Origin of the sequence: Streptomyces canarius (genome assembly GCF_014650735.1) — a bacterium.
Taxonomy (GTDB): domain Bacteria; phylum Actinomycetota; class Actinomycetes; order Streptomycetales; family Streptomycetaceae; genus Streptomyces; species Streptomyces olivaceoviridis.
This window is the reverse complement of the sequence record NZ_BMVN01000037.1, coordinates 39,249-65,446: the sequence shown is the minus strand read 5'-3', so window position 1 is coordinate 65,446 and position 26,198 is coordinate 39,249. Positions and strand designations below refer to the sequence as shown.

The 26,198-nt window shown below is 70.9% G+C and carries 22 protein-coding genes and 8 pseudogenes; 12 read left to right on the top strand and 18 right to left on the bottom strand.

Going from position 1 to position 26,198, the window contains the following annotated elements; all coding sequences use genetic code 11:
* Nucleotides 1-5 precede the first annotated feature (5 nt).
* The 5 genes and pseudogenes from IE294_RS35215 (at nt 6) to IE294_RS35195 (ending at nt 4,867) form a co-directional block, all read left to right on the top strand.
* Nucleotides 6-1,130, top strand: coding sequence for a TIGR03364 family FAD-dependent oxidoreductase (locus IE294_RS35215; RefSeq protein ID WP_189892961.1), 1,125 nt, complete (start codon nt 6-8; stop codon nt 1,128-1,130).
* Nucleotides 1,131-1,138: 8 nt separating this feature from the next.
* Nucleotides 1,139-1,846: a phosphonatase-like hydrolase gene (locus IE294_RS35210; protein WP_189892959.1), complete on the top strand. Its 708-nt coding sequence runs from the start codon at nt 1,139-1,141 to the stop codon at nt 1,844-1,846.
* A gap of 1 nt (nt 1,847) precedes the next feature.
* Nucleotides 1,848-2,168: pseudogene (locus IE294_RS35205) on the top strand (ATP-binding cassette domain-containing protein); the annotation flags it as partial.
* Between the two features lie 17 nt (nt 2,169-2,185).
* The gene (locus tag IE294_RS35200; RefSeq protein ID WP_189893020.1) at nt 2,186-3,187 is read left to right on the top strand and encodes a 2-aminoethylphosphonate ABC transporter substrate-binding protein; all 1,002 of its coding nucleotides are present in this window, start codon (nt 2,186-2,188) and stop codon (nt 3,185-3,187) included.
* A 192-nt stretch (nt 3,188-3,379) separates the two neighbouring features.
* Entirely contained in the window at nt 3,380-4,867 is a 1,488-nt protein-coding gene (locus IE294_RS35195; RefSeq protein ID WP_189892957.1) for an alkaline phosphatase family protein, read from the top strand.
* Nucleotides 4,868-4,926: 59 nt separating this feature from the next.
* Here the strand turns inward: IE294_RS35195 and IE294_RS35190 are convergent, their stop codons facing one another.
* The 6 genes and pseudogenes from IE294_RS35190 to IE294_RS49405 all read right to left on the bottom strand — a co-directional run.
* Nucleotides 4,927-5,142 carry a hypothetical protein gene (locus IE294_RS35190; protein ID WP_189892955.1) on the bottom strand — a complete coding sequence of 72 codons (216 nt, stop codon included), beginning with the start codon at nt 5,140-5,142 and terminating at the stop codon, nt 4,927-4,929.
* Between the two features lie 250 nt (nt 5,143-5,392).
* On the bottom strand, nt 5,393-5,773 hold the full coding sequence (locus IE294_RS35185; protein ID WP_189892953.1) for a nuclear transport factor 2 family protein: 381 nt from the start codon (nt 5,771-5,773) through the stop codon (nt 5,393-5,395).
* Complete coding sequence (locus IE294_RS35180; RefSeq protein WP_189892951.1) at nt 5,770-6,660, bottom strand: SIR2 family NAD-dependent protein deacylase; 891 nt, start codon at nt 6,658-6,660, stop codon at nt 5,770-5,772. The genes IE294_RS35185 and IE294_RS35180 overlap by 4 nt, the downstream gene beginning before the upstream one ends.
* The gene (locus IE294_RS35175) at nt 6,657-7,592 is read right to left on the bottom strand and encodes a protein-ADP-ribose hydrolase (RefSeq protein ID WP_189892949.1); all 936 of its coding nucleotides are present in this window, start codon (nt 7,590-7,592) and stop codon (nt 6,657-6,659) included. The genes IE294_RS35180 and IE294_RS35175 overlap by 4 nt, the downstream gene beginning before the upstream one ends.
* A 210-nt stretch (nt 7,593-7,802) precedes the next feature.
* On the bottom strand, nt 7,803-8,564 hold the full coding sequence (locus IE294_RS49410; RefSeq protein WP_189893018.1) for a nuclear transport factor 2 family protein: 762 nt from the start codon (nt 8,562-8,564) through the stop codon (nt 7,803-7,805).
* Nucleotides 8,565-8,732: 168 nt separating this feature from the next.
* Nucleotides 8,733-9,239 (bottom strand): annotated as a pseudogene (locus tag IE294_RS49405) (DsbA family protein); the annotation flags it as partial.
* Nucleotides 9,240-9,357: 118 nt separating this feature from the next.
* On the opposite strand from IE294_RS49405, the gene IE294_RS35160 reads away from it, so the two are divergent.
* A complete protein-coding gene (locus IE294_RS35160; protein WP_189892947.1) occupies nt 9,358-10,254 on the top strand; it encodes a helix-turn-helix transcriptional regulator in 897 nt (298 codons plus the stop codon).
* A gap of 57 nt (nt 10,255-10,311) precedes the next feature.
* Here IE294_RS35160 and IE294_RS35155 read toward each other — a convergent pair whose 3' ends face one another.
* From IE294_RS35155 to IE294_RS35135, 5 genes and pseudogenes are all read right to left on the bottom strand, one after another.
* Complete coding sequence (locus IE294_RS35155; RefSeq protein ID WP_189892945.1) at nt 10,312-11,193, bottom strand: ABC-2 membrane transporter-related protein; 882 nt, start codon at nt 11,191-11,193, stop codon at nt 10,312-10,314.
* Nucleotides 11,194-11,391: 198 nt separating this feature from the next.
* A pseudogene (locus tag IE294_RS35150) lies at nt 11,392-12,320 on the bottom strand (ABC transporter ATP-binding protein).
* Nucleotides 12,321-12,328: 8 nt separating this feature from the next.
* Nucleotides 12,329-12,769, bottom strand: coding sequence for a GntR family transcriptional regulator (locus IE294_RS35145; protein ID WP_189892943.1), 441 nt, complete (start codon nt 12,767-12,769; stop codon nt 12,329-12,331).
* Between the two features lie 526 nt (nt 12,770-13,295).
* Nucleotides 13,296-13,598, bottom strand: a pseudogene (locus IE294_RS35140) (transposase); the annotation flags it as partial.
* A 32-nt stretch (nt 13,599-13,630) separates the two neighbouring features.
* Nucleotides 13,631-13,859: pseudogene (locus IE294_RS35135) on the bottom strand (SAM-dependent methyltransferase); the annotation flags it as partial.
* A gap of 557 nt (nt 13,860-14,416) precedes the next feature.
* Between IE294_RS35135 and IE294_RS35130 the strand changes: the two are divergent.
* Nucleotides 14,417-14,830 carry a hypothetical protein gene (locus IE294_RS35130; protein WP_189892941.1) on the top strand — a complete coding sequence of 138 codons (414 nt, stop codon included), beginning with the start codon at nt 14,417-14,419 and terminating at the stop codon, nt 14,828-14,830.
* A gap of 16 nt (nt 14,831-14,846) precedes the next feature.
* Here IE294_RS35130 and IE294_RS35125 read toward each other — a convergent pair.
* Both IE294_RS35125 and IE294_RS35120 read right to left on the bottom strand, forming a co-directional pair.
* A protein-coding gene (locus tag IE294_RS35125) for an IS5 family transposase (protein ID WP_229917627.1) occupies nt 14,847-15,676 on the bottom strand; the annotation gives its coding sequence in 2 pieces (ribosomal slippage) (nt 14,847-15,292 and nt 15,292-15,676; 831 coding nt in all).
* Nucleotides 15,677-15,743: 67 nt separating this feature from the next.
* Complete coding sequence (locus IE294_RS35120; RefSeq protein WP_189892936.1) at nt 15,744-16,217, bottom strand: MarR family winged helix-turn-helix transcriptional regulator; 474 nt, start codon at nt 16,215-16,217, stop codon at nt 15,744-15,746.
* 56 nt (nt 16,218-16,273) lie between these two features.
* Between IE294_RS35120 and IE294_RS35115 the strand changes: the two genes are divergently transcribed.
* Nucleotides 16,274-17,116 carry an alpha/beta fold hydrolase gene (locus tag IE294_RS35115; RefSeq protein ID WP_189892934.1) on the top strand — a complete coding sequence of 281 codons (843 nt, stop codon included), beginning with the start codon at nt 16,274-16,276 and terminating at the stop codon, nt 17,114-17,116.
* Here the strand turns inward: IE294_RS35115 and IE294_RS35110 are convergent.
* The 3 genes and pseudogenes from IE294_RS35110 to IE294_RS35105 all read right to left on the bottom strand — a co-directional run.
* Nucleotides 17,061-17,419 (bottom strand): annotated as a pseudogene (locus IE294_RS35110) (IS481 family transposase); the annotation flags it as partial. The gene IE294_RS35115 and the pseudogene IE294_RS35110 overlap by 56 nt on opposite strands.
* A pseudogene (locus tag IE294_RS49860) lies at nt 17,418-17,519 on the bottom strand (IS481 family transposase); the annotation flags it as partial. The pseudogenes IE294_RS49860 and IE294_RS35110, both read right to left, overlap by 2 nt.
* 112 nt (nt 17,520-17,631) lie before the next feature.
* Entirely contained in the window at nt 17,632-18,741 is a 1,110-nt protein-coding gene (locus IE294_RS35105; protein ID WP_189892932.1) for a trypsin-like serine peptidase, read from the bottom strand.
* Between the two features lie 504 nt (nt 18,742-19,245).
* Here IE294_RS35105 and IE294_RS35100 point away from each other — a divergent pair.
* Nucleotides 19,246-19,518: pseudogene (locus IE294_RS35100) on the top strand (hypothetical protein); the annotation flags it as partial.
* 6 nt (nt 19,519-19,524) lie between these two features.
* On the opposite strand, the gene IE294_RS35095 reads toward IE294_RS35100, so the two are convergent.
* The gene (locus tag IE294_RS35095) at nt 19,525-20,847 is read right to left on the bottom strand and encodes an FAD-dependent oxidoreductase (RefSeq protein ID WP_229917617.1); all 1,323 of its coding nucleotides are present in this window, start codon (nt 20,845-20,847) and stop codon (nt 19,525-19,527) included.
* A gap of 326 nt (nt 20,848-21,173) precedes the next feature.
* Here IE294_RS35095 and IE294_RS35090 point away from each other — a divergent pair, with 326 nt between their 5' ends.
* From IE294_RS35090 to IE294_RS35080, 3 genes are all read left to right on the top strand, one after another.
* Nucleotides 21,174-22,493: an MFS transporter gene (locus IE294_RS35090; protein WP_189892928.1), complete on the top strand. Its 1,320-nt coding sequence runs from the start codon at nt 21,174-21,176 to the stop codon at nt 22,491-22,493.
* Nucleotides 22,494-22,779: 286 nt separating this feature from the next.
* Complete coding sequence (locus IE294_RS35085; protein WP_189892926.1) at nt 22,780-23,580, top strand: SDR family NAD(P)-dependent oxidoreductase; 801 nt, start codon at nt 22,780-22,782, stop codon at nt 23,578-23,580.
* A 207-nt stretch (nt 23,581-23,787) separates the two neighbouring features.
* The gene (locus IE294_RS35080) at nt 23,788-24,588 is read left to right on the top strand and encodes an SDR family NAD(P)-dependent oxidoreductase (RefSeq protein WP_189892924.1); all 801 of its coding nucleotides are present in this window, start codon (nt 23,788-23,790) and stop codon (nt 24,586-24,588) included.
* A gap of 693 nt (nt 24,589-25,281) precedes the next feature.
* On the opposite strand, the gene IE294_RS35075 is transcribed toward IE294_RS35080, so the two are convergent.
* Nucleotides 25,282-26,145: an isocitrate lyase/PEP mutase family protein gene (locus IE294_RS35075; RefSeq protein WP_189892922.1), complete on the bottom strand. Its 864-nt coding sequence runs from the start codon at nt 26,143-26,145 to the stop codon at nt 25,282-25,284.
* Nucleotides 26,146-26,198: the final 53 nt, after the last annotated feature.

Sequence of the window (26,198 nt, the reverse complement as noted above, 5' to 3'; positions counted from 1 at the left end):
CCGCCGTGAGAGTCACAGTCGTAGGAGCCGGCGTGGTGGGCACCATGCACGCCTGGCAGGCACTGGAGCGCGGCCACAAGGTCGTCCAGATCGAGCGCGAGGCCGAGGCGCGCGGCGCCTCGCTGCGCAACTTCGGGCAGATCTGGGTCAGCGGGCGCGCCGGTGGGGAAGAGCTGGAAACCGCCCTGCGGGCACGGGAGCTGTGGGAGGGGATCGGCGGCCGGGTGCCGACGCTGGGCTTCCGCCCCAACGGCTCCCTCACCCCGGTCCGCGGCCCGCTCGAACTCGCCGTCGCGGAGGCGGCCGTGGCCCGTGCCGACGCCGCCGCCCGCGGCTACAAGCTGCTCACGCCGGGCGAGGCGCGGGCCCTGAACCCCGCCCTGCGCGGCGATTTCACCGCCGCCCTGTACTGCGAGCGGGACGCGGCCGTGGAGCCCCGTACCGCCCAACTCGCCCTGCGTCAGGAGCTGCTGAAGTCCCCGGACTACACCTTCCTGCCCGGCCGGGAGGTACGCGGGGTGACCGGCGCCGGCGCCGTCCGCGACGACCACGGGGACGTGCACCACGCCGACACCGTCGTGCTGTGCACCGGCGCCTGGCTCGGCGGACTCGTCCGCGAACTGGCCGGCCCGGACCTGCCCGTGCGCCGCGTCCGCCTCCAGATGATGCAGACCGATCCGCTCGGCGAGCCGCTGCCCACCTCCGTCGCCGACGCCGACAGCTTCCGCTACTACCCGGCGTACGCCTCCCCGGCGCTGGACGAGCTGAACGCCCGGCAGCCGCAGCCGGAGACCGCCGCCGCGCACAGGATGCAACTGCTCATGGTGCAGCGCGCCGACGGCGGCCTGACCATCGGCGACACCCACGCGTACGAGCACCCCTTCGCCTTCGACACCGTCGAGGAGCCCTACGAGCACCTCACCGGTGTCGTGGAGTCCCTCCTCGGCCGGCCGCTGCCGCGCATCCGGCATCGCTGGGCCGGGGTGTACGCGCAGTGCACCGACCCCGGCAAGGTCGTCCACCGGCAGCAGGTGCACGAGGGGGTGTGGCTGGTCACCGGGCCCGGCGGGCGCGGCATGACCTGCGCCCCCGCGATAGCCGAGACCACCGCGAACGAACTGGGCTGGTGAACACCTCCATGAAACCCGTGACCCCCGTCACCGCCGACATCCGTCTCGTCGTCCTCGACATGGCCGGCACCACCGTCGCCGACGGCGGCCTGGTCGAGCGCGCCTTCGCCGCCGCAGCCGCGGAGCTGGGCGTCGAGCCCGGCTCCGCCGAGCACGCCGAGCACCTGGCCTACGTCCGCGCCACCATGGGCGAGTCCAAGATCTCCGTCTTCCGCCACCTCTTCGGCGACGAGGACCGCGCCCGGCGCGCCAACACCGCCTTCGAGAAGGCGTACGGCGCCCTGGTCGACGAGGGCCTGGTCGCCCCGGTCCCCGGAGCCCGCGAGACCATCGAGGAGCTGACCGCCGGCGGCCGTACCGTCGTCCTCACCACCGGCTTCGCCCGGGTCACCCAGGACGCCGTCCTGGACGCCCTCGGCTGGCGCGGCCTGGTGCCGCTCACCCTGTGCCCGGCCGACGCCGGCGGGCGCGGGCGGCCGTACCCGGACATGGTGCTGGAGGCGTTCGTCCGCACCAAGGCCGCCGAGGACGTACGGCAGGTCGCGGTGGCCGGCGACACGTCGTACGACGTGCTCAGCGGCGTACGCGCCGGGGCCGGGCTGGTCGCCGGCGTGCGCACCGGAGCCCACGGCGACGCCGAGTTCACCGCCGCCGGCGCCACCCATGTCCTCGACTCCGTCGCCGCCCTGCCCGGCCTGCTCGCCGGAGACCGCTGACATGGGCATCCGCTTCGACTCCGTCACGGTCGCCTACGACGGCAACGTCGTCCTCGATTCCCTCGACCTGACCGTCGAGCCCGGCGAGGTCATGGCGCTCCTCGGGCCGTCCGGATCCGGCAAGACCACCGCGCTGCGGGTGGTCGCCGGGTTCGCGCGGCCCGCGTCCGGGCGGGTGTACCTCGGCGGCGAGGACGTGACGGACCTGCCGCCGTACCGGCGGGGCATCGGCATGGTCGTCCAGGGCTACGCCCTCTTCCCCCACCTTCGCGTCGACGAGAACGTGGCCTTCGGACTCAGGGCCCGCAGAACCCCCAGGGACTCCTCGCCGGGCCCGCGCTGTCCGCCTGCGGCGGCTCCTCCGCCGCCTCCGACGCCAAGGCCGTCACCGTCTACAGCGCCGACGGCCTCAAGGGCGAGAACGGCGACGGCTGGTACGACCAGGTCTTCGAGGACTTCGAGAAGCAGACCGGCATCAAGGTCAGGTACGTCGAGGGCGGCTCCGGCGAGATGGTGCAGCGCGCCGTCCGCGAGCGCGGCAACCCGCAGGCCGACGTGCTGGTCACCCTCCCGCCGTTCATCCAGCAGGCCGCCGGCAAGGGCCTGCTCCAGACGTACGCACCGGCCGGCGCCGATCAGGTCGCCGGCGCCGACAAGGCCCCCGACGGCACCTGGACGTCGGTCGTCAACAACTACTTCGGCTTCGTCTACAACAAGAAGGAGCTGAAGCAGCCCCCGAAGACCTGGGACGAACTGCTCGGCTCCCGCTACAAGAACAAGATCCAGTACTCCACCCCGGGCGTCGCCGGCGACGGAACGGCCGTACTGGTCAAGGCCATGCACGACTTCGGCGGCAAGGAGCAGGCCCTCGCCTATCTGAAGAAGCTCCAGGCCAACAACGTCGGCCCGTCCGCCTCCACCGGCAAGCTCGCCCCCAAGGTGGACAAGGGCGAACTCCTCGTCGCCAACGGCGATGTGCAGATGAACCACGCGCAGACCAAGACCATGCCCCACCTCGGCATCTGGTTCCCCGCCGGCACCGACGGCAGGCCCACCACCTTCGCCCTGCCGTACGCGGCCGGCCTGGTCACCAAGGCCCCGCACAGCGCCAACGGCCGGAAGCTGCTGGACTTCATGCTCGCCCGCGAGCAGCAGGAGGAGGTCAGCGCGATCGGCGGCGGCTTCCCCGCCCGCCGGGACGTCAAGGCCGCCACCGACGCCAACGCCACCGCCCTGGCCCGGCTGATGGACGGCATCGAGGTCTTCGAGCCCGACTGGAACGACATCGACAAGAACCTCAGCGCGTACGTCGAGGACTGGAAGTCGGCGACCGGCAGCTGAACCTCCCAGGGGTGCAGCCGCACACCTCCCGCCGTCGTCGCGGGTCGCGACCGCGCGGCGGAACCGTGTGCCGGTCACGGCCCCGCGCCCCTCGCGGAGTTACCCGCACCGCACCGCCCCTGGCTCCGCCAGGGGCGGTGGCATGACCGCTCTCCCTCCCCGCACGCCCGCCCACTCCTTCCGGAGGTCTCCGTGCCCCGCCTCTCCCGTCGCTCCTTCCTCGTCTCCGCCGCCGTGGCCGCGTCCGCCGGGCCGCTCGCCACCGTCGCCCAGGCCGCGACCCGTACCCCGAAGGTGCTGGTCATCGGCCTGGACGGTGCCCTGCTCAGCCGTATCGAGGAGGCCGACGCGCCGCACCTGCGCGCCCTGATGACCGCCGGTCTGACCGCGCCCAGCAGCATCTACGCCAACCCGCTCGCCCCGACCCTGTCCGGCCCCGGCTGGTCGACGGTCATCACCGGTGTCTGGCCCGACAAACACAACGTCAAGGACAACGCCTTCACCGGCGCCCGCTTCACCCAGTACCCGGACTTCCTCACCCGCGCCGAGACCGCGAAACCCGCCCTGTCCACGTACGCCGTCGCCTCCTGGGCGCCGATCACCGACACCGTGTTCTCCGCGCGGGTCGACACCCGCGTCTCCACGCCGAGCGCCGAGTACGACAACGGCACCGCCTCCCGGGCGGTCGCCCGGCTCCGTGACGGAAACCCGGACGCGGTCTTCGTCCACCTGGACAACATCGACCACGCCGGCCACACCTACGGCGCCGCCTCCCAGCAGTACCTGGACGCCATCCACGGCGCCGACGCCCAGGTCGGGCAGATCGTGGCCGCGGTCGAGGCCCGGCCGACGTACGCCGCCGAGGACTGGCTGATCATGGTCACCGCCGACCACGGCCACACCGACGCCGGCGGCCACGGCGGCTCGACCCTCCAGGAGCGGCAGACGTTCCTGATCGCCACCGGCCCGACGCTCGCGCCCGGATCGGTCCGGTACGACGTGAAGATGCCGGACGTCGCCGCCTCCGCCCTCGTCCACCTCGGCATCTCCCTCGACCCCGCCTGGGGCCTGGACGGCCGCCCCGTCCAGCAACCCGGCCCGGACGACTTCGACGCCCTGCGCGGCACACTGGCGACCCGTGTGGACGAGACGGGCGTCCCGGCCGCCACCGTCGGGTTCACCCACACCCCGCCGCCCGGCTGGTCCGTCGACAACTCGGCGATGGGCGGCGGCGGGGTCACCGAGTGGCGCGGCTGGTCCTTCACCACCGACGAGTTCTGGACCCAGGCCCAGCGCGACCAGAACCGCGAGTGCAACATCCGCGCCCGCAACGTCTTCGCGGTCGCCGACGGCGACGAGTGGGCCGACAAGGCGTTCACCGGCACCTTCGACTCCACCCTGGTCAGCCCGGCCTACCCGGTCACCGGCGGCGGCACGGCCGTCCTGACGTACACCACCTACTACCGGCACGAGGCCCCGCAGAAGGGCGAGGTCCTCGTCTCCTACGACGGCGGCACCCCGTCGAGCGTGCGGACGTACACCACGGACGTGTCCTCGCGCACCGAGAGCATCGCCCTCCAGGTGCCCCCGGGCGCCACCAGCGCCCGGGTCCGGTTCCGGTACACCGGCGGCAACAACTGGTACTGGGTGATCGACGGGGTCGGGATCGGCCGGCCCTGACCAGGGGGGCGTCGGTACGCCGCCTCGCCGAGCCGTTCAGGCGGCCGGCCTCCCCGGCGTTACGGCGCGGTGTACGGCGCGATGGCCGGCCTGCCGTGTCCCGGAGCCTGGGGGGCGGCGTGCGCGAGCCCCGGGCCGGGAGCGTTCTGGGGTGCGTGCAGGCGTATCACCTGTGCCAGGTGGTGGTGTATGCGGTCGGCTTCACCGCGCACCTGGGCGGGGACGTCGCCGCGTTCGGCGACGAGGCGGCTGTAGATGGGGGTCTCGTGGAACACGGCGGGGTCTGCTCTTTTCGGCTGGGTCGGGCGGGCGGCGGGCCGGGGTGGAGGCGGTGGGGGAACGGGCCTTGCCCGACACCTTATTGCGTGGCACTGACAACCGGATTGCGTGGCACTGACAACCGGCGGGGCGAAGAGAACCATACTGCCGGGGCGCCGCCACCCCGGCCCGCCGACTCCCCGATACCGCCCGCCACTCCACCCTCAGCGGTGCAACACCCGCACCCGAACCGGAAGGCGCCTGATCCTAGAACATCGTGTTCTCGTTCTCGGCGGTGGGCGGGACGACCTGGAGGACGTCCCAGTGTTCGACGATCTTTCCGTCGGTGTCGAAGCGGAAGATGTCGATGCCCGCGTACTCCTCGTCGGGCCAGATCTGGTGGCAGTGCAGGACGACATGGTCGCCGTCGGCGAAGGCGCGCTTGAACTCGACGCGCTTTCCGGGATATTCGGCGGCCATGCGCTCGAAGTACGCGATGAACGCCTGCTTGCCGTCGCCGACGTGCGGGTTGTGCTGGATGTAGGTGCCACCGACGAACCGGTCGACGGCCTCGGCGGGGCGGCACTGGTTGAACATCAGGTCGTAGAACGCCTTGGCCGTGGCCTTGTTCTTCTCGGGGTCGTTCATGGTGCCACCGTGGGGTTGGGCGCCGGGTGTGGCGCGGCGAGTGCGTCGAGCAGGCGGTGGGCGTCGGCGGGTACGGGCAGGGCCCGGTCGGCGAGTTCGGCGGGTGTGCCGGGGTGGGTGGGGTTGACGCGTACGAGGCGCGCCCGGGGGAATCGGCGGGTGAGGTCTTCGCCGGGCCACCGGATGACACCGGGGGTGTTGAATCCGGCGCCGAACTCCAGGATCAGCAGGCGGGTGCCGGCGGGGGCCGTGCCCAGCCAGCTCTGGAGACGGCGGGCCGCGGGGAGGTAGGGGGTGTCGACGAACCGGGGGCCGATCCGGACGTTGATCTCGGCCTCGCCGCCGCAGTTCGGGCATCGGGGCAGGGCGTCGGGGTCGGTGACGGCTCCGGTGGCCGGGTCGTAGGCGGCGAGGAGCCGTGCGACGAGGGGCCGGCTGTCCCAGGTGGTGGGGGTGCAGGGGGTGGCGCACTGGTAGCGGCCGTAGTCGCCCTGCGGGGTGAAGATCCGGTCGGGGGCGAACCCGCTCCGGGCGAAGAGGCCGTCCACGTTGGAGGTCATCACCCAGTGGTCTTTGTCGCCGACGAGGGCGCGCAGTCGCCGGTAGAGGGGGTTGGGGGCGGCGGAGAAGCGGATGTCGTCGATGTGGACGGCCCAGTAGCCCCACAGCAGGGCCGGTGGCAGGGGGACGCCCACCATGTAGCGGGAGCGCAGGCCGGCGCGGTGCAGGGCGGGGAAGAGCACGCGGAAGCGGTCCTCGTCGCCGTAGTCGTATCCGGCGGCGGCGCTCAGGCCGGCGCCGGCGGTGACCAGGACGCGGTCGGCCTCGGTGAGCCAGGCTCGTATCGTGCCGGCGGCGGCTCGCAGGTCGGAGGCGGGACGGTTCATCGGGGCGGGGTTCCTCCGGTCAGTGCGTGGGCGTAGGCGGCGTGGTCGTCGTCCGCGTACACGACGAAGACCACGCGGTCCAGCCGTCCGGGGTGGTGGTCGAGCCAGTCGGCCACGGTGGCCAGGGCCGTGCGGGCGGCGGGCGTCCTGGGGTAGCCGAAGACGCCGGTGCTGATGCCGCAGAACGCGACGGTGCGCAGACCGTCGATGTCGGCGGCGAGGTCGAGGCAGGCGCGGTACGAGGCCGCCAGCGCTTGCTCGTGGCCCTCGTGCGGGAGGCCGTCGACGACGGGGCCGACGGTGTGGAGGACGTAGCGGGCGGGCAGGTGGTAGCCGCGGGTGATCTTGGCGGTACCGGTCGGTTCCGGGTGGCTCTGCCGGGTCATGATCGTGTGGCAGTCGGCGCGCAGGCGGGGGCCGGCCGCGGTGTGGATGGCGTTGTCGACACACGGGTGCATCGGGGCGAAGCAGCCGAGCAGGGCGCGGTTGGCGGCGTTCACGATGGCGTCCGCCCGAAGGGTGGTGATGTCGCCCTGCCACAGCGCCGTACGGTCGGCGGCCCGGTACGTGGTGTGGGGATGCGTGTCGCGCAGGGTGGGCAGCGAGGCGGCGTCGACCGTCGGGCGCGCCAGGCGCTCACCGGACAGGAGCGCGTCCAGCACGCGGGCGGTCCCGGTGGGCAGGGGGTCGGGCTCCCGGACGGTCAGCACGGCGCGCAGCAGGCGCCGGGCGGCGGGATCGTCGAGCCGGTCCGCGCGGCCGGGTCGCAGCCCGGCCCGGCGCGCCGCCGGATCGTCGGCCAGCAGGTCGAGCGCCTCGCGGACCAGGGCGGCGGGCCGGGCGGCCGGGTCCCGGCCGGTGGTGGAGCGGAACGGCTCTTCCAGGTCGATGGCGTCGCGGTAGGCGGTCAGCGGCAGTACGGTCGCGTACACGGTTCCTCCGGGCAGTGGGCGCGTTGCGGGGTGGGGGGACGGGCCTGCCGAACAGCGCACCGCCGTGCCCCCGCCCGCGGGCCGGCGGGGGCACGGCGGTGTGGTCAGCGCCTCCAGCCGGGTTCGAGGGTTGCGGTGCGGAGTTCGGCGGCGCGGCGGTCGCCTGCCAGGCGAGTTCACCAGCGCGGCCTTCCCGGTGCCGGTCCGGTGTCAGAACAGGCCGTTGGAGTGCGGGAGTTCGGCGGGCACGGGCGCGATGACGTCCCAGTGCTCGACGATCCTGCCGTCCTGGACGCGGAAGAGGTCGTAGTAGGCGACGGGGACGCCGAACTCGCCCTCGGACTGGAGCAGGACGAAGTCGCCCTCGGCGATGGCCTTGTGGACGGTCTTGTAGACGAGGTTCTTGCCGTGCTCGGCCCACTTCGCGGCGGCGGCGCCGAAGCCGGCGAGGCCGTCGGCCGCTTCCGGGTTGTGCTGGTGGTAGGTCTCGGTCGAGATGTAGTCGGTCAGTACCGAGTAGTCGGCGCCCTTGAGGACCTTCTCCGCGAACTCAAGGACCAGGGCGCGGTTGGCCTCGGTCCTGTCCAGGTCGGCCGGCTCGGTGGGGCCGTCGGTCTGGGAGCGGCCGGAGGCGGTGTTCTCGACCAGCGGGGTCAGGGCGTCCCAGTGCTCGGCGAGCTTGCCGTCGGTGTCGACGCGGAAGATGTCGAAGGCGACCAGCGGGTCGGGGCCGAAGCCGTGGTAGGTGCCGTGCAGGGCGACCAGGTCGCCGTCGGCGATCAGCCGGGCGCCCTCGTAGCGGAAGCCCTCCGGCAGGCCGGCGACCAGCTGTCGCAGGGCCTCGGGGCCGTCGGCGGCCAGGGCGCTGTGCTGGCGGTAGCCGGCGGCGACCCAGCGGTCCACCGCGCTGGGGTCCTTCTTCCCGAACAGCTCGCCGGCGGCGGTCAGGACGGTGTTCTTGGCGTTGCTCATGACGGTTCTCCCTGCGGGGGCGGATCGTGAGGGGGGGGCTTGGAAGGTGGTGGTGAGGCGCTGGTCGAGTGCGGCGGTCAGCGAGGCGGCCGTGGAGGCCGCGCCGCCCATCTGGTCGGCGCCGTGTGCGGTGTTCAGCAGCAGCGTCGGATAGGAGGTGACGCCCAGACGACGCAGCTCGTGGAAATCGGCGTGTGCCTTCGCCCGGCAGGCCGGTGACGCGTATGCCGTGGTCACGGCGTCGGCGTCCCCGCCGAGCTCGTCGGCTGCGTCCCGGTAGACGGTGGCGTCGGACAGGCTGCGGCCGTCGACGAACCACGCCCGCTGCACGGCCTCGGCCGCCTCCAGTTCGCTGATGCCGGGCGACGCGCGCAGCGCGGCCAGCCCCGCCGCGGCGGCGACGGAGTCGAGTACGGCCGTGCCCCGCGCGAGCGCACGGGCGTAGCCCGCGCCGAAGACGACCCCGGTCAGCCGCTCTATCCGGCGCCGGTCGGCCGGCAGGTGCGGATAGGCCGCCACCGGCAGCGCCCGGGCACCGGTGTAGAGGCCGGCGGAGACGACGCTGAGCCGGACGCGGTGCGCGTTGTCCTCGGCGAAGGCACGCAGTGCCGGGCCGAAGCCGTAGCACCAGGCGCAGTACGCGTCGAAGGCGTACGTCAGCGAGACGCGCTCCACCGAAGGCACCACACTCCTCCCTCCTTACCACTTTCCGACATCGCATCGGCTCGGACGAGCTGACACCTCCAAGCTAGAGCCGATGAACAGTCGGAATCAGATACGCTGGCGACTCGTTATGGTCAAAAACCGACACGCTGCCGAGCGTGAGATCCCGGAGGTCTCCTTCGCCGCGCCCGCCGGCACCCCGGCCGGCGTCGAAGTGCTGTCCCTCGCCGACCTGCGCCTCCGAGTCCCCGTCGAGCGGCTCACGGCCCCTCAGCGACCGGACTTCCACCACCTGATCACCCTCACCGGCGGGCCCCTTTGGCACACGGTCGACTTCACCGCCTACGCCCTCGAACCCGGCTCATGGCTCTGGGTCCGCCCCGGCCAGGTCCAGCAGTGGGGCGACCTCACCCACGCCGAGGGGACCCTGATCCTGTTCCGCCAGGACTTCCTCGACCCCGTGACCACCGCCGGCGCCCGCATAGAAGACCCGCACGCACCGGTCCTGCGCCGCCCCCTGCCCGATGACGCCGCTGCCCTGCGGCTGGCCGCCGACCACCTCACCGCCGAGTTCCACGCGCTCGGGCACCTCCCCCTGGAGATCCACACCGCAGCCCTGCGCCACCTGCTCGCCGTGCTCGTCCTGCGCCTGGCCCACCTCACCGCCCCGGTCGGCAGCCCCGCACCCGAACCCGACGCCACCTACCTGGACTTCCGCGACGCCGTGGAAAGGGAGTTCGCCCGCACCCGCCGGGTCGAGGACTACGCCGAGGCCCTCGGCTACTCGGCCCGCACCCTCTCCCGGGCCACCCTCGCCTCCGCCGGCCTCGGAGCCAAGGAGTTCATCGACCGCCGCGTCATCCTGGAGGCCAAGCGCCTCCTGGCCCACAGTGACCAGACAGCCGCCCGCATCGCCACCCGCCTCGGCTTCTCCAGCGCGACCCACTTCAGCAAGTACTTCCACCAGCGCACCGGGCAGAGCCCCATCGCCTTCCGCGACACGGTCCGCGGGCACACCGCGAAATGAGGGGCGCGTTCCCTGGCCGCGCCCCTCTCGTGCTCACCTGGAGACCGGCCGCGTGGCTCAGTACAGGCGCTTGTTGCCCCACCACAGGACGTACGCGGTGACCACCGCGGTCAGGGCCACGAGGATGGCGGACGCCGTCCACATCAGAGGCGTCATCTGGGAGGCGGGCAGGTACTTCACGGACCAGCCCACGACGTCGTGCTGCTGGAGGCATGCGCTGATGGCCCGGTCGTCCTTGAGGGCGCAGAGGCCGGGGTCCAGCGTGTCGCCCGCACCGGTGAGATAGGACTGGTCGATGTCGTAGGCCGCTTCCGGCAGGGACGGGAAGGCTCCGTCGGTGACGCCGGCACGGGTGGTGGCGGTGACCGCGGTACCGAGGCGGGGCCAGGACGTGGCCCATACGTACTGCACCGCGACCGCGAGACCGAAGGTGACCACCATGGACAGCAGCACGCGACGCAGCAGCAGTCCCGTCGCCGCCCCGACTGCCGTGGTGAAGACCGCCAGGGCCACCGGCAGCGGGCCCGCGGTGCTGCCCGCCAGCCAGTAGAGCGGGCTGCTCGCCTTGCCCGCGGGTTGCCACCACCAGTGGAACGCGGTGCACAGGGTGGTGGCGCAGACCGCCACTACGAGCAGGATCATGCCGAGTTTCGTCACGAGCCAGCGGCTGCGGCTGACGGTCTGCGAGACGATGAGCCTGCCGGTGCCGTGTTCCAGGTCTCCCGCGATCAGCGGGGCACCCAGGAACACGCCCAGCAGAACCGGCATGAACAGCCCCAGTACGGTCGAGGCGTTGGAGAGCGGGTTCTCGTACGGGCCGAAGTTGGTCGCCCAGGACTCCATGTCCGTGTGGGGCCAGCCGTGCTGGTGGAGATAGCTGATCAGGTGGCCGCGCTGTTGGGCGATCCATGCCACGCCCGCGGCAGTGACGGCGAGCACGGTCCAGAAGGCGGCCCGGTGCTGACGCCAGACCAGCCAGATCAGGCCATGGAGCCGAAAGGCTCGGCGCCGGCGGGGGCCGCGGATACGGCGACGGTGGTGCTCACTGCGGGACGGTCCCTTCTGCGGCGTTCATGGGCGAGGAGGCGGGCATGCGGTCTCGGTGGGCGCGGGGCCGCGGGTACCGGCTGGTCGGGTTCATGCCGCGGCCGTCCTGGAGTCGACGTGGGCCGTGGGGCTGATCAGGGGCGGGGCGTCCTTCGAACGCAGATAGGCGAGGAGGATCTCTTCGAGGGAGGGACTCGCAGCCTGCCAGGAACCGTCGATGGGGCCGTCGGGACGGACGAGCGCGGTGATCTGCCGGCCCCGACGCGGGATTCGACGACGGTGTGCCGGGACAACTCCGCGCGGGCACCGGCGTTCGCCTCGGCGCCGATGAGCAAGGTGTGGGCGGTGAGGATCTCGTCCACGTCACCGGCCAGGCGCACGCCTCCCGAGGAGATGACGACGAGGTAGTCGCAGACGTTCTCCAAGTCGGCGAGCAGGTGGGAGGACATCAGCACCGTGGTGCCACGCTCGGCGACCTCGGCCATGAGCACGGACATCAACTCGTGGCGCACCAGCGGGTCGAGGTCGGCCATGGGTTCGTCCAGCAGGAGCAGGTCAGGGCGGCGGCCGAAGGCGAGCGCGAACGCCACACGTGTGCGCTGGCCTCCGGAGAGTGTGGCGATCCGCGCGTTGAGGGGGATGTCGCCCGCCCGGACGATGCTCTCCGCTGCCGCCGCGTCCCACTGGGGGTTCAGTTCCTGGCCGAGGCGCAGCATCTCCGCCACCGTGAACCGTCGGAACAGCGGCTTGTCCTGGGAGAGGAAGGCCGTACGGTGCCCTGCCTCTTCGGACCCCGGGGCGGCGCCGAACACCCGCACGGTGCCCGCCGAGGGTTCCAGTACGTCGGCGAGTATGCCCAGCAGGGTGCTCTTGCCGGCACCGTTGGGGCCGACGAGGCCGCAGATCCGTCCCGCCGGCAGTCGAAGCGAACAGTTCCGCAGGGCCCAGCCGCGCCGGTAGCGCTTGCCGAGTCCGTGCGCCTCGAACGCGGCCTGCCCGGCGAAAGCATCGGGATACATGTCCAGGCTCATACCCGTTCCCCGTCCCCTCCGTGAGGAGCGGCCCCGGTGGCCGCCGCGCTCCACGGGAATCGTTCTTCCAGAACCGTGGCGACGAGAGCGGTCACGTCGTCCCGTTCGAACCCGGCCGCCAGGGCTCGGTCCATCCACGCCGCCAGCTCCGCGCGCAGCGGCGCGTCAGCGGCGGCCTGTGGTCGCGCCAGTGACTTGCGCACGAACGTGCCCTTGCCCGGCCGTGGTTCGACGAGCCCTTCCCGCTCCAACTCCCGGTACGCCTTGAGCGTTGTGTTCGGGTTGACTCCGCTGACCTCCGCGACCTCCTGGGCCGTCGGTAGCCGGTCCCCGGGCAGGAGGGTGCCCATCCGCAGGGCCTGCTTCGCCTGGAGCACGATCTGCTGATAGGCGGGCACGCCGTTACGCCTGTCGATGCGGAACCTGATCTCCACCACCACCTTTCAACTAATGTAGTAGTGGAATCATGTTGCAGAGGCCTGGTCCCGTTGTCAAACGTGTGCGGTCGAAACCTCGTTGCGGTGAACCGCTATATGAGCGCGTTCGCGCGGGTGACCGGCCACCTGCGAGAAGGCACCGGAGTGCTGGTGGGGCGAGTGGGTACCGGGGTCGGCCATGCGCCCGCCGGTGTCAGATACCTCGGTGCGCGCCGGAACGGCCCGTGGCACGTCGACGAGCGGGGCGTCGACCGCGCCGGTCATGATGCCACTCACGGCGGCCGGCGCCCACACGCCGCGTCGAGTGCGGTCGCCGGAAGACACGCATGCGTCGCGCACCCCGGCACGGTGCCACCTCAGTAGTGGATCGGCCCCTTGACGCCGCCGCCCGTGACGACCGCGTCACCGTTGATCGCCACGCTGAGCGGGCTGGCCAGGAAGGCGACGACGGCCCACCAGGGCGACCGAGGCGCCTTCCGCGGCGAGTTGCCCGGCCGGTCTCGAGGCCGATGCTCCGGCTTCCACCAGTGGAGTCCACCGACACCGTCCAGCCGATGTCATCGTCGGCGTCCGCCGCTGCCAGGACAGCGGCGAGGATCATCTCCCAAGTGCCGTCGACGGCCCACCTGATCAGCCGTTGGTGGGCGGTCTGGAACGGGCCGAGCTCGCCGGGGAGGTCCCGCCAGGGCGAGTTAGTGCGGTACTTCCACGCGATGGCCTCCACTGTTCGGCGGTGGTCGACCCATCGCCGGCCACGGACCGGATCGGCTGGCATCAGCGGCTCGATCCGGCCCCACATCGCATCAGTGATCACTAACCGGACAGACACATCCGATCAACTGACTTACCGACCAAAGAGACACGCACTAGCCTGCCCCACAGCGGATCCGCGTCACCGCCTGGTACTTCGTCGTATCGGCGGGGGCCAGCCGGCACAGCCGGGCTCGGTGCGGACGAAGTGCTCCGCGTACTCGTCCCGGAACAACGCGTTGGGGCGGGACGTCTCGATGGCCCGCGCAGCGGCGAGCAAAAAGGCTGTCAGCCCGACGCCGGTGACTTCGGGAGTGGCTGCCGAGCTCGTCTCGGTCATCGCGTACCTCCTCTGCTGCCTTCGTGCCTTTGGGACCCTCATCGTTGACACGTTTGAGGTGACTCACACGTCCACGCAGCCATGTGTTGTTGGGTGTTCTTGGTGAGGGTCCAACGGATCCTGGCCCCGGAGCAGGAGTGATGCGAGGTGACCGCCGACCCCCGCGCCGGTCGAAGCAGCGCTCGGTCATGTTGCGCCGCCAGCCAGTTCCCGGTCGTTCCCGCACCGGCCTGGTCCGGCCGCTGGGCGGGCCGGACCAGAGCCGTCGCAGACATGTGTGAGAGATCTCCTGCTCGGTGCGACCGGCATGGGAAGGGCGGCACAGCCTCACACTTGCTCACGGGACGCACATCGCCATCGCTTCACGTATCACCCAAACCCTGTTACATTCATGCATCGAATCTCCCGAACAGGTGGACGGACGCCTGCGGGGCAGGTCACGGACCCCCCTGGCCGCACCAGTTCAGGGCTCCGTAGTGAGTTCGCCGTACGGCTATGACGTTGATGACGGCGTTTGTCGTGCGTTCCCGGTACGCCCTCACAGAGGAGGAAGAGCAATGACCTCGAAGACCCTGGCTCGGCGGGCAGGAATCCTCGCCATTGGAATGACGGTGGCGGGACTGGGTCTTGCCGCACCCGCTTCGGCCGCAAGCAGCAGCCCCTCCGCATGTGCCGCCACTTGCACTGCCACCGTGGAGATTGTGGGATTCGACGCCTGGTACCAAGGGACGGTCGACAACACCTATTCAGCTCCAGGGCTCACAAGCTGGATCTGGGTCGGGTCGAACAAGCAGGGCGGCCACATGGATTACTACTTGCAGGGCGAGGGGACGATGCGCAAGCTCTACAATCCGGCGGGCGGCTCGTCCTCGACGGCTCTGTCCAAAAAGGTCGTCACCTTCAGGGTCTGCGGGCCGAATTACATCGGTGGCGACGCCTGTGGACCTTGGTACATCCCCTCAACCTCCTAAGGTTCTGTCTCTTTGGTCAGCGTCGGGTCCAGGTGAGGATGGCGGCGAGGTGGAGTGCGGCCTGGTAGGCGACGGCGAGTTTGTCGGTTCGTGTGGCCAGGCCGCGCCACTGCTTGAGCCGGTTGATGCACCGCTCGATGGTGTTGCGCTGCTTGGAGACCTCGCGGTCGAAGCCGGGTGGGCGGCCGCCTTGTCGGCCCCGCCGCAGGCGGTGGCCGATCTGGTCGGAAGGCTGCGGGATCACCGCCCGGATTCCCCGGCGCCGGAGGTGGCTGCGGATGGCACGGGAGGAGTAAGCCCGGTCGGCCAGCACGGCGAGAGGCCGGGTTCGTGGCCTTCCGGGGCCGGTGCGGGGCACGCGGATGCGAGACATCACGGTCTCGAAGGCGGGTGCGTCACCAGCCTGACCTGCGGTGATGGTGAAGGCCAGAGGCCGTGCTCCACCGTCCGCGGCCAGGTGCACTTCGTACTCAGCCCGCCGCGGGAGCGTCCGAGAGCGTGATCGGCGGACTCACCGGAGCGAGCCGCCCCCCTTTTACGTGCCCCGGCGGCGTGCTGGTGGGCCCGGATGACCGTGGAGTCAACCGACACCGTCCAGTCGATGTCGTCGTCGGCGTCCGCCGCTGCCAGGACAGCGGCGAGGATCATCTCCCAAGTGCCGTCGACGGCCCACCTGATCAGCCGTTGGTGGGCGGTCTGGAACGGGCCGAGCTCGCCGGGGAGGTCCCGCCAGGGCGAGTTAGTGCGGTACTTCCACGCGATGGCCTCCACTGTTCGGCGGTGGTCGACCCATCGCCGGCCACGGACCGGATCGGCTGGCATCAGCGGCTCGATCCGGCCCCACATCGCATCAGTGATCACTAACCGGACAGACACATCCGATCAACTGACTTACCGACCAAAGAGACACGCACTAGGGCACGTCGATGTCGTCGAAGAGCGCGAGCATCCGGGTCAGGACGTGTACGCACGCATCCACGTCGGCGCCGGTGAGGTTGCCGCCCACCTGCCGCAAGGCCGCGTGTTCGCGGGCGCGCACCGCGGTGATGGCCGCCATGCCGTCGGCGGTCAGCCGGATCAGCGAGGACCGCTGGTGGGCGGGGTTGGGGATGATCTCGACCAGGTGCTGCGCGGCGGCATCGTTGACCATGCGCTGCACGAATTGCCGGCTGAGTGTCTGGGCGCGGCCCAGCTGAGGGACGGTCATCGGCCCATGCTGGCGCAGCAGATCCAGGACGGCGCGCACGCCGACCGACAGCCCCTCGATCGGCTCGGCCTGTTCCACCTTGCGGTGCACCCGCCGGTACAGCGGCCCCACCAGGGCGAACACCTCCGTCAGTCGGTCGGCGAGCTCGTCGGGCGGCAGTGGGGCGTCGGTACCTGTCATGCCCCAAGAATGACACCTCGGTTGCCAATCTTCGCCAGGATGACACCTTGGTTGTCATGCCTGCCTTCGCCGAGCACTCCGAGACGCATTGGTTCACGACCTCTGACGGCTCCCTCGCCTATCGCGACACCGGCAAGGGGCAGCCGCTGGTGCTGCTCCATGCCGGGTTCTTCGATCACAGCATGTGGGACGACCAGACAAGGGCGTTCGCCCCGCACTACCGGGTCATCGCACCGGACGCCCGCGGACACGGCGCCTCCGCGAACGCGACCCGGCCGTTCCGTCCGGCCGACGATCTGGCAGCGCTGCTGCGTCGTCTCGATGTCGGGCCGGCGGTGCTCGTCGGGGTCTCCATGGGTGGGGGTACCGCGGTCGACACCGCGCTTGAGCATCCCGAACTGGTGCGCGCCGTGGTCGTCAGCGGCGTGGGGACCAGCGAACCGTACTTCGAGGATCCCTGGAGCCTGGAGGTCCTCGGGGAGCAGAACCGCGCACTGGCAGCCGGCGACATCGAGGGCTGGCTGGACGGGCACGTGCGCTTCGCGGCAGGCCCGCACCGCTCGCTCGGTGATGTCGATGCCGACCTCGCGCACCGTCTGCGCGCGATGGCGTCCCGGACGATCTCCAAGCACGCGGCCGGCGAACCGGACTACCGCGTACCGGTTCCGCAGACCTGGCGGCGTGCGGCGTCCATCGACGTTCCCGTCCTGGCGATAAACGGCGCCCTCGACGTGAGCGACCACATAGCGATGGCCGAGCGCCTGGTCCACGCGGTACCCGACGGCCGCGCGGTGTCCGTGGAGAACACCGCGCACTTCCCCAACATGGAGCGACCGACCGAGTTCAACGCCCTTCTGGCCGGGTTCCTCGAACGCTGTGCTGTCCGGACAGGTCGGTGACGCGGCTGGCGGGGGTGGTTGGCCGTCGATGCCGGGGTGGGGTCGGTGGTAGGTGTACCAGCCCAGCCAGTCGAGGAACGCCGCCTGTCGTTCGGCGTCTGAGGTGGAGGGCCGGATGCAGGCCCACTCGTCGAGCAGGGTGCGGTGTTCGTGGTAGGTGTCGCGCCAGGTGTTCTTGCTGCAGGCCCTGGCGTTGTCGGTCGGGACGCGTTCGACGGTGATGCCGCGTGCGGCGAACCAGGCGGTGGCCCGTCGCAGGAAGCCGGCACAGGTGGCGGCGGTTTCGTCGGGCAGGTCCTCAGAAGCGTTCCGCGGCCCGGAGCGGCGGCCGGCCGTCGTCCACGGCACACCGGGCCGGACGCAGCCTGCCGGTCGGGGTCAGCGGGGCGTCACGGTGGGACACGAGGGCCTCCTGAGCACCGGTCGTAGATGTCGCAATCCACACCGGACCCAGAAGGCCCTCACCTGTTCAAGCACCCAGCACGCGTGTCACCGACGTCCCGGGGACAGCACACCTAGCGCGACTGCGCCCAGTCGTAGAGGCGGTGGGCGCTGTCACCGAAGCGCGTGGCGTAGAGCGTGGGGGTCTGCCCGCCCGCGAGTTCCTCGTCGGTCGTGGTGACGCCCACAACGGTGCCGGTGCCGGTGCGGGTGTCGAAGTGGGCCAGGTGCGGGCCACCGCTCGACCCGGGTGACATGTCGCAGCTTTCACCCCACAGCAGGGGGACTTTGGGACCGGGGTGGCTCGTGCCCGCACAGTGCATCATGCGGGATCCGACGTACTTGTCCTCGGGGTCGTTGAGTCCTTGGTTCGGATACCCGAAGGCGTGGACGAACTCGCCCTCGACGGGCCGGCTGAATCCGATGCGCTGACTTCCGGTGATGTCCTCGATCGGGCGCCCCCCGGCTGCGGGGTTCGCCACGAGAAGTCCCGTGTCGTAGCCGGCGGCAGCCACGTCCGACGAATCCGTGGTGTCCGGATCGACGTCCCAGCGGGAAGAGGTGGCCATGGTCCTGATGCTGAAGCCGCCGAGCGGTTTCGTTCCGTTGCGATAGCCGGGCACGAAGTAGAAGTTGTGATTCCAGGTGTCGTCGGCGGAAGGCGCGCCGACGCCTCTCAGGCAGTGTGCCGCCGTGACGACGGTACTGCGGTTGGCGCTGGTGACGACCGTCGCGGTGCAACTGCCGTCGTAGCCGTCGGAGAAGGTGAAGAACAGACGGCCGACGTTCTTCACCACCGCCCCGCCGTGTGTCCACACCGACCCGGAGTCCGGCGTGTTCGAGGGAAGCGGCCGGGGATCGTCCGGCGTGTTGTCGTCCTCGGGCACGGGGGTGATCTCGGGGACCAGAGCGCCTGCCAGCTTCATCCGCTCGGGGGTCCAGTAGGCGTTGATCCGGTCGCGCTCTTGCGCGGTCGTGGCGCCGGCGTGGCTGGTGGTGGTGTCCACGGGCGCCGCGCCGCCGCTGGTGGACGACGGGTTGTGCGGTGAGGTGTCGGCAGCCGCGGCAGGTGTGACCAGTGCGACGACGGCCGCCGACACCGCGACGGTGGTGCCCATCGCGTGCCGGAGGGTCCTGCGGGTGCTGTCCTGGTGACCGCGTGGGCGGTGAGAAGGTGTGCGCATGCGCGGGACGGTAGTCACGCGATGTCAGGAAGCGGTCATGGCAATGTACGGGCGGTGTCTGCACGGCGGGTCGACGGCTCGTGCCACACGCGGCCCCCGGCCGCGCGCGCCCGTTGCCCGTCCTGTGGCTCCGCGGGCGAAGGCGTGCCGGGCCGCACGTCGGGGCGGGCCGCACGTCGGCGCGGGCCGCACGTCGGCGCGGGCCGCACGTCGGAGCTGGTCGCACGTCGGCGCGGGGTAACCGGCTCCGGCACGCCGATGGCGTGCCGTTGGGGTGCGGCTGTGCAAGTCGTCCGAGGGGTATCGGGTTCTGGAGCGGCGGTAGATGTTTCGGGCCACGTACACGCCCGGCCCGCCGAAGCCGACGATGTCGACGCGTCCGTCACCGGTGACGTCGGCGAGGAAACGAAGGTGCTTCCTGCCCGCCCACCCCTGGGCGGGCCCGAAGTCGTTCAGGACGAGCCGCGAGGGCTCGAACGTGCCGTCACCGCGCCCGCGGGTCGGCTGCGCGGCAAGAGCGCGGGGCTCTTCCCGGTGACCACCGACGGTTCCAAGCCGCAGCTCGGTGCCGGCGCCGACTTCGAGGACGCCGACACCGACGACACGTACGACGACGCGAGCACGATCCTGTTCGACAACGCGGGCTTCCTCGGCTCCTTCGTTCAGCCCACCCGGGCGTCAGCCGGTGCACAGGCCCAGTACGCCCAGGATTCCGGCTCGGTCTCCCAGACGGCTGCGGCCGGCATGGAGGAGTCGAGTAGGACCGTCACGCAGCACAGGTAGCTACTGTGCGCGAGGCCGCTGTGTACGTTCCATCAGTTCCGGGCTGAGCAGGGAAGTGACGGGTGCCATCATGTTGGCCACCTTCAGGAAGGCCGTGCCCAGGACCGGGTCGATCGCCGCGGAAGCGCGGAACTGGTCGAGGTAGCCGTTGACCTCCTCGTCCTGGGGCCCGCGCTCGCCCTCGACCTCGGGGAACCGCAGGTCGCCGCCGGTGGCGAGGGACCACGGTTCGGCGAGCAGCGTGGCCGCCGCCGCGAAGAACCGCGGTGCCAGGTCTTGCCGACCGTGTTCCGCGAGCAAAAACTGGAGCAGCTCGGCCTCCATGACCGCCACCGTCATCCCCTGGCCGTAGATCGGGTTGAAGCTGCACAACGCGTCACCGACGACGAGAAATCCGCCGAGGTGACGGTCGAGCTTGTCGAAATGGTTGAGGGTGCTCTCCGGGTAGCGCATCTTGACGGGTTCGTCCACGGGCGTAGCCGAACGGAGCACCTCGGCGGCGTCCTGTCCCGCCAGGGCCGAGGCGAATTCGATCATCCCGGCGTCGTCGGTGGGAGGTTCCTCGCCGAGCAGTCCGGCCAGCAGCACCGCGAAACGGTCGGCCTCCTGCCGGACCACCACTGCGGCGCGGGGCTGCCCGGGAAAGGGCACGACCGTCGCCCCGAGCCGTCCGTCCAGCAGACCGGGCTCCTGCTGGTAGTGCCGCGTCACATAGACGACGTTCGTCCTGACAGCCGTCTGCTCCGGGACGGGGTAGCCGAACTCGCGGAGCCAGGGCTGGGCGCGGGAGCCGCGTCCGGCCGCGTCCACCACCAGTTCCGCCGGCACGGTGTCCTCGGCTCCCGAACGCCCCCGCACCCGTACACCGACCACTCGGTCGCCGACACGGACCAGGCCGTCGACCTGGGTTCCGTCGACGAGGGAGACGTTCGGCAGGGCTCGGACGCGATCCCGGATCATCTCCTCGATCCGCGGCCTGCTCACACCGAAGCCGCGCAGGCCGGACGCTGCCGCGGCCATCCTGTGGCCGTCGAGGAACCAGGTGAAGTCCGCCTGCGCGTCACCGCTGGGGACGCCGGCCGCGGTCATGGCGTCGATGAAGCCGGGGAAGAGTCCGTCCAGTCCGACGGCGCCGCGGGTGAGCAGCGCGTGTACCTGACGGCCCTGCGGTACGCCGCGGCGGGAGACGGTCTGTGCCGGGAACGTGTCCCGTTCGAGCACGGTCACATGTGTGTACGACGAGCTCAGTGCGCGTGCCGCCAGGAGACCGGCGACGCTGCCACCGATGACGACCGCGTGACCGACGGAAGAATCCGATTGCATTGTCATGATAACGGGACGTAGTTGAAATGGAGCTTGTTCACTGTTCGCCGGTGTGGTCCCTCACATCCGGCGCGGGTCCTGGTTGGTGGATGCCATCCGCCTCGCCGTCGGCCCAGCGCTGACGTGTGCCCCCGGTGACGTCGTCGGCCAAGCGGTCCGACACCCAGAAGTAGGTGTTAAGGCTACCTGTTCAGTTTACCTGTACTATCGGTGGCATGAAGGCACGCACATCACCATCGGGCGGCCCCTCTGCCGCCGGGGCGGACGGGCGGTCGAGTGGGGACAGTGAGGCCGCGAGCCCGGGTTGGCGGTTCACCCTCCCCCTCATGCTCGGGTCGTCCCTGAACCCGATCAACAGTTCCGTCATCGCCACGACACTGATCGCCATCGGACACACGTTCCACGCCGGAGCGGCCTCCACCATCTGGCTGGTCTCCGCCCTCTACCTGGCCAGCGCGATAGGCCAGCCCACCATGGGACGACTGGCCGGACTCATCGGCCCGCGCCGCGTCTTCCTGGCCGGCCTGGCCCTGGTCGGGATCGGCGGCGCGCTGGGCACCGTCGCGACGAACCTGCCGACCCTGGTGGCCGCCCGCGTCATCCTCGGCGTGGGCACCTCGGCCGGCTACCCGACCGCGATGATCATCGTGCGCCGCTGGGCCGCCGGCCACGAGCCTGCGCGAACGGGTGGCACACTCGGCGCACTGGCCATCGCGGCGCAGGTCACCTCGGCCCTCGGTCTGCCCCTGGGCGGCCTGCTCGCAGCAGCCGCCGGATGGCGGATCACCTTCTTCATCAACGTGCCCCTGGTCGTGATCGGCATACTGATGACACTCACCTGGGTGCCGCGCGACCTCCCCCGTACCGAGCGGACCGGCGACAGCACACCAACGGCCCGACTGGACACCCCCGGAATGGTGCTCTTCTCGGGCACGATCGCCTCCCTGTTGCTCCTCCTCAACGACCTGCACCACCCGCGCTGGTGGCTCTGCGCCCTCGTGGTGGTCCTGCTCGTCGCCCTGGTGCTGTGGGAGCGCCGGGCGGACGACCCGTTCGTCGACGTGCGCATGCTGTCGAGGAACAAGCAGCTGAGCGCCACCTACCTGCGGGTCTGCCTCACCTTCCTGCTCAACTACTGCATCCTCTACGGCCTCACCCAGTGGCTACAGGAGACGCGGGGCCTCTCGGCCATCGGTGTGGGCCTGCTGATCCTCCCGATGTCCGTGTTCGCCGCACTCATCTCCCTCCCCTTCGCCCGGCACAACCTGGCGCGCTCCGCGCTGTACTGCACGGCCGCCGCGTCGGTGATCGGACCGGCCGGCCTGCTGCTGTTCACCTCGACCACCCCGATCTGGATCCTGGTCCTGATCACCATGGTGTTCGGCGTCATCTCGGGGCTGGGCGTGATCGGGAACCAGGCCGCCCTGTACCAGCAGGCGCCCGCCGAGGCCGTGGGCGTCGCCGCCGGACTCATGCGCACCTTCACCTACCTGGGTGCCGTGCTCTCGTCCAGCCTGATCAGCCTCTCCTTCGGTGACCGGGCCACCGACAGCGGCCTGCACACGATCACCTTCGCGCTCCTCGGCCTCGGCGCGGTCCTCCTCGCCATCACCCCGTCGGGAGCCCGCCACCTCAAGGCGTCCTGAGGACTTTCGCGGCGCCGGCGTGACTCAACTTGAAACGGAGGGCTACCTCCGATAAAGTGGATGCATTACTCCGGTTTAGGGTGTGACCTTCGAAACGCCGGGCCGTTCTCACCACCTTGCCCGGCACACGTGTTTGCCGCTCCGACCGTGGTCGCCGAAGGAAACACCCTGGATGCAGACTCACCCGTGCATCGCACGCACTCTCCGCACACGCCCCGCAAGCAGCGGCCACGCCTCGCCGGGCGCACACTTCCAAGCACATGCCTGAAACGGGAAGGGCACACCTATGGATATGGGACTGACCGGCAAGCGAGCCCTGGTGACCGGATCCAGCTCCGGACTCGGCCAAGCGATTGCCGAGGCGCTCGCCCGCGAGGGTGTCACCGTTGTCGTGCACGGCCGTGACGAGGCGCGCGCCAAGGGCACCGCCGACCGCATCCAGGCCGAGGGCGGCCGGGCCGACGTGGCGGTCGGAGACCTGAGCACACCCGAGGGCGCGCACGCCGTCGCCGAGAAGGCATCGAGCGGCGGCACGATCGACATCTTGGTCAACAACGCGGGGGCGTACGACCAGGTCGGCTGGATGGATGCCACTCCCGAGATCTGGGCGGAGACGTATCAGACCAATGTGCTCTCGGGCGTGCGGATGATCCAGAGCCTCGTTCCCCACATGCGTGAGGCCGGCTGGGGCCGGGTCGTCCAGATCGGCGGCGGCCTGGCCGCCCAGCCCATGGCGGCGCAGCCCCACTACAACGCCTCACTCGCCGCCCGCCACAACCTCACCGTGTCCCTGGCGCGCGAGTTGAAGGGCAGCGGCATCACCTCCAACACCGTGGCGCCTGGTGCGATCCTCACCGAAGCGGTCCGGAACCTGCTGTGGCAGATCGCCCCCTCCCACGGCTGGGGGGACACATGGGAGGAGATCGAGCGCGCAGCCGCGGAGAGCTGGGTACCCAACGACGCCAACCGGTTCGGGCGACCCGAGGAGATCGCCGCCGCGGTGGTCTTCCTGGCGAGCCCCCACGCCGACTACATCAGTGGTGCCACGCTGCGCGTGGACGGCGGAACCATCCGCTACGTGAACTGACGCGACGGACGTATCACCACCGCCCGGCCGGCCCACCCGGCCGGGCGGCGCGTTTTTCACCGACGCTGCCACGGCTCGGAAGGCAGCCGCGCCGACAGGGGCACACTGAAGTCTGCGTGTGTAGACTTACTAAGTCTACCGACGTATACTTATCTCCAGATGCTTCCCGGTCCCACCGAACGGGAAGTCCGAGAGAGGGAACAGAGCATGGACCTGAATCTGAACGGACGGCGTGCGCTCGTCACCGGTTCGAGTGCCGGACTCGGCGAGGCCACCGCGAAGCTGCTGGCGGCCGAGGGCGCGGCGGTCGTGGTCCACGGCCGCGACAAGGACCGCACCGAGAAGGTCGCCCAGGACATCCGCAACGCAGGCGGAACCGCGACCACGGTCCTCGGCGACCTGGCGGACGACGAGGCCGCCGCACAGGTCGCCCGCGCCGCCACCGCCGACGGTCCCGTCGACATCCTCGTCAACAACGCCGGCTTCTACCGCCACCTGTCCTGGGCCGAGGCCGCGCCCGACGAGTGGCGCGACACCTACAACGTCAACGTCGTCTCCAGCGTGCGCATGATCCAGCACCTCGTACCGGCCATGCGCGAACGCGGCTGGGGCCGGGTCATCACCATCGGCGGCGGTCTCGCCTCCCAGCCGATGAACACCCACCCGCAGTACAACGCCACCCTCGCGGCCCGTCACAACCTCGCCGTCTCCCTCGCCCGCGACCTCAAGGGCACCGGCGTCACCTCCAACGTCGTCTCCCCCGGAGCCATCCTGGTCGAGGCGACCAAGGACCTCGTCACCGAGATCGGCCCCGCCCGCGGCTGGGGCGACACCTGGGAAGAGATCCAGCCCAACGCGGTCAACGCCCTGATCCCCAACGACCAGGAACGCTTCGGCGACCCCGACGAGATCGCCGGCGCGGTCGCCTACCTGTGCAGCGACTACGCCCAGTACATCAGCGGAGCCACCATCCGTGTCGACGGCGGCCTCATCCGCTCCGCCTTCTGAAACCCACACCCACGCAGGGAGCACCGGTGCGGGCGCCGCGACGAACAACGTCACGGCACCCGCACCGGTGCTCCGTGTGCCCCCTCCGCCCCGGAGAACCTGACCCTCGCGGCGCCGGTGGCTGATGCAGCCGCGGCGCCGCCTTCCCCGTCGCGGGTCGGAGCATCCTCGCCCGCGGAAACCGCAAGGTGTCCGGCGGCGACCGCGTCCAGGCCACGAATGCCGAGCCGCGCCTCTGGGCTTCGATGGATCCACCCCAGGACCACGCGGGTCACCCGAAGGTTTGGGAGTGTGTCCGGTTGGCGTCCTGCATGCACACGTGTCTGTGGCCCCGCGGACGGCTGGCCGCCCTCCATCGCGTGGTTTCCGGGCCGCCCGTGCTCCCGACCCGACCGATCGCCGTTCGCGTGCTCTTCTCGGCCACTCAGCGAGCGCCGGGAAAGGGCGGCCCACCGGCTCGACCCTCGCACGGCCCGGCTCACCGACGCGGCGCCATGGGACCCGACCGACGAGGTACGGGTCGGTCCGAGCGCGCTCGCGGCGGCCCGTACCGGTCGGCTCCTCCGCGCCGGACGCGGCCCTCGGCTCCAGGCGGTCGGCGGAGCGCCGACGGCGGCGGTACGGGTCCGCCGCAGCCCGGCGCATCCGTACCGCCGCCGGCCACACACCCCGGCCGGCCACCCGGAGGGCACCTCAGGTGCCCGGCTCGGTCGTCACCCGCTCGATGGCGTAGAGGTCCTCGAATCCGGCGAGGTCCTGCATCTGTCCGAAGACGGCGAAGGACTCGGCCGCGGGACGCGCGCTCGGCCGTCCGGACCGTTGTTCCCGGTAGGCGTCCCGCAGTGCGCTGAAGGCAGCGGTCTGTCCCGTGACCGGGTCGATGACCAGGGAGTACCCGAGCTCGGCCCACTCCCCCGGCGTGTGCAGGTCGAACGACGTCAGCAGGGCCACGGGGCCGGACAGGCGCAGCGGTGCGGCGGCACGCTGCTCGGCGTTCTCCGGCAGCAGCATGACGACGTCGGCGCCGGCGCCGAGGTACGCCTCGCAGCGCTCGACGGCCGCGTCGAAGCTCTCGTTCTGGACCGCGCCGGTGCGGGCGATGAGCAGCAGGTCCGGGTCACGCCGTGCCGCCACCGCGGCCCGGATCTTCCCCAGCATGACCTCGACCGGCACCAGGTGTTCCACATGGCGGTGATGACTGGCCCGCTTGGGCGCCACCTGGTCCTCCAGTTCGATGGCATGGACACCGGCGGACTCCAGATCCCACACCATGCGGGTCACGTGCACGGCGTCGCCGAAGCCGACTCCGCCGTCCACCACCAGCGGTAGCGCCGAACGCCGGCGGATGGCAGCCGCCGTCTGGGCGAGCTCCGTCGTCGTGAGCAGCGCTTCGGAGACGGCGAGCGACAACCCGAGGCCGCCGCCTCCGAGGTATCCACCGTCGAAGCCCAGTTCCTCGCACAGGCGGGCGGTCAGCGCGTCCGGACAGTGCGGGATCATCAGGGGGCCCTCGTTCTCCACACGCCGCCGGAACGCCGCGCGCGCCAGGTTGTCCATGTCTCACTCACATCCTTCTCGTATGAAGCCCGGCACACCTACGGCAGGGCGCG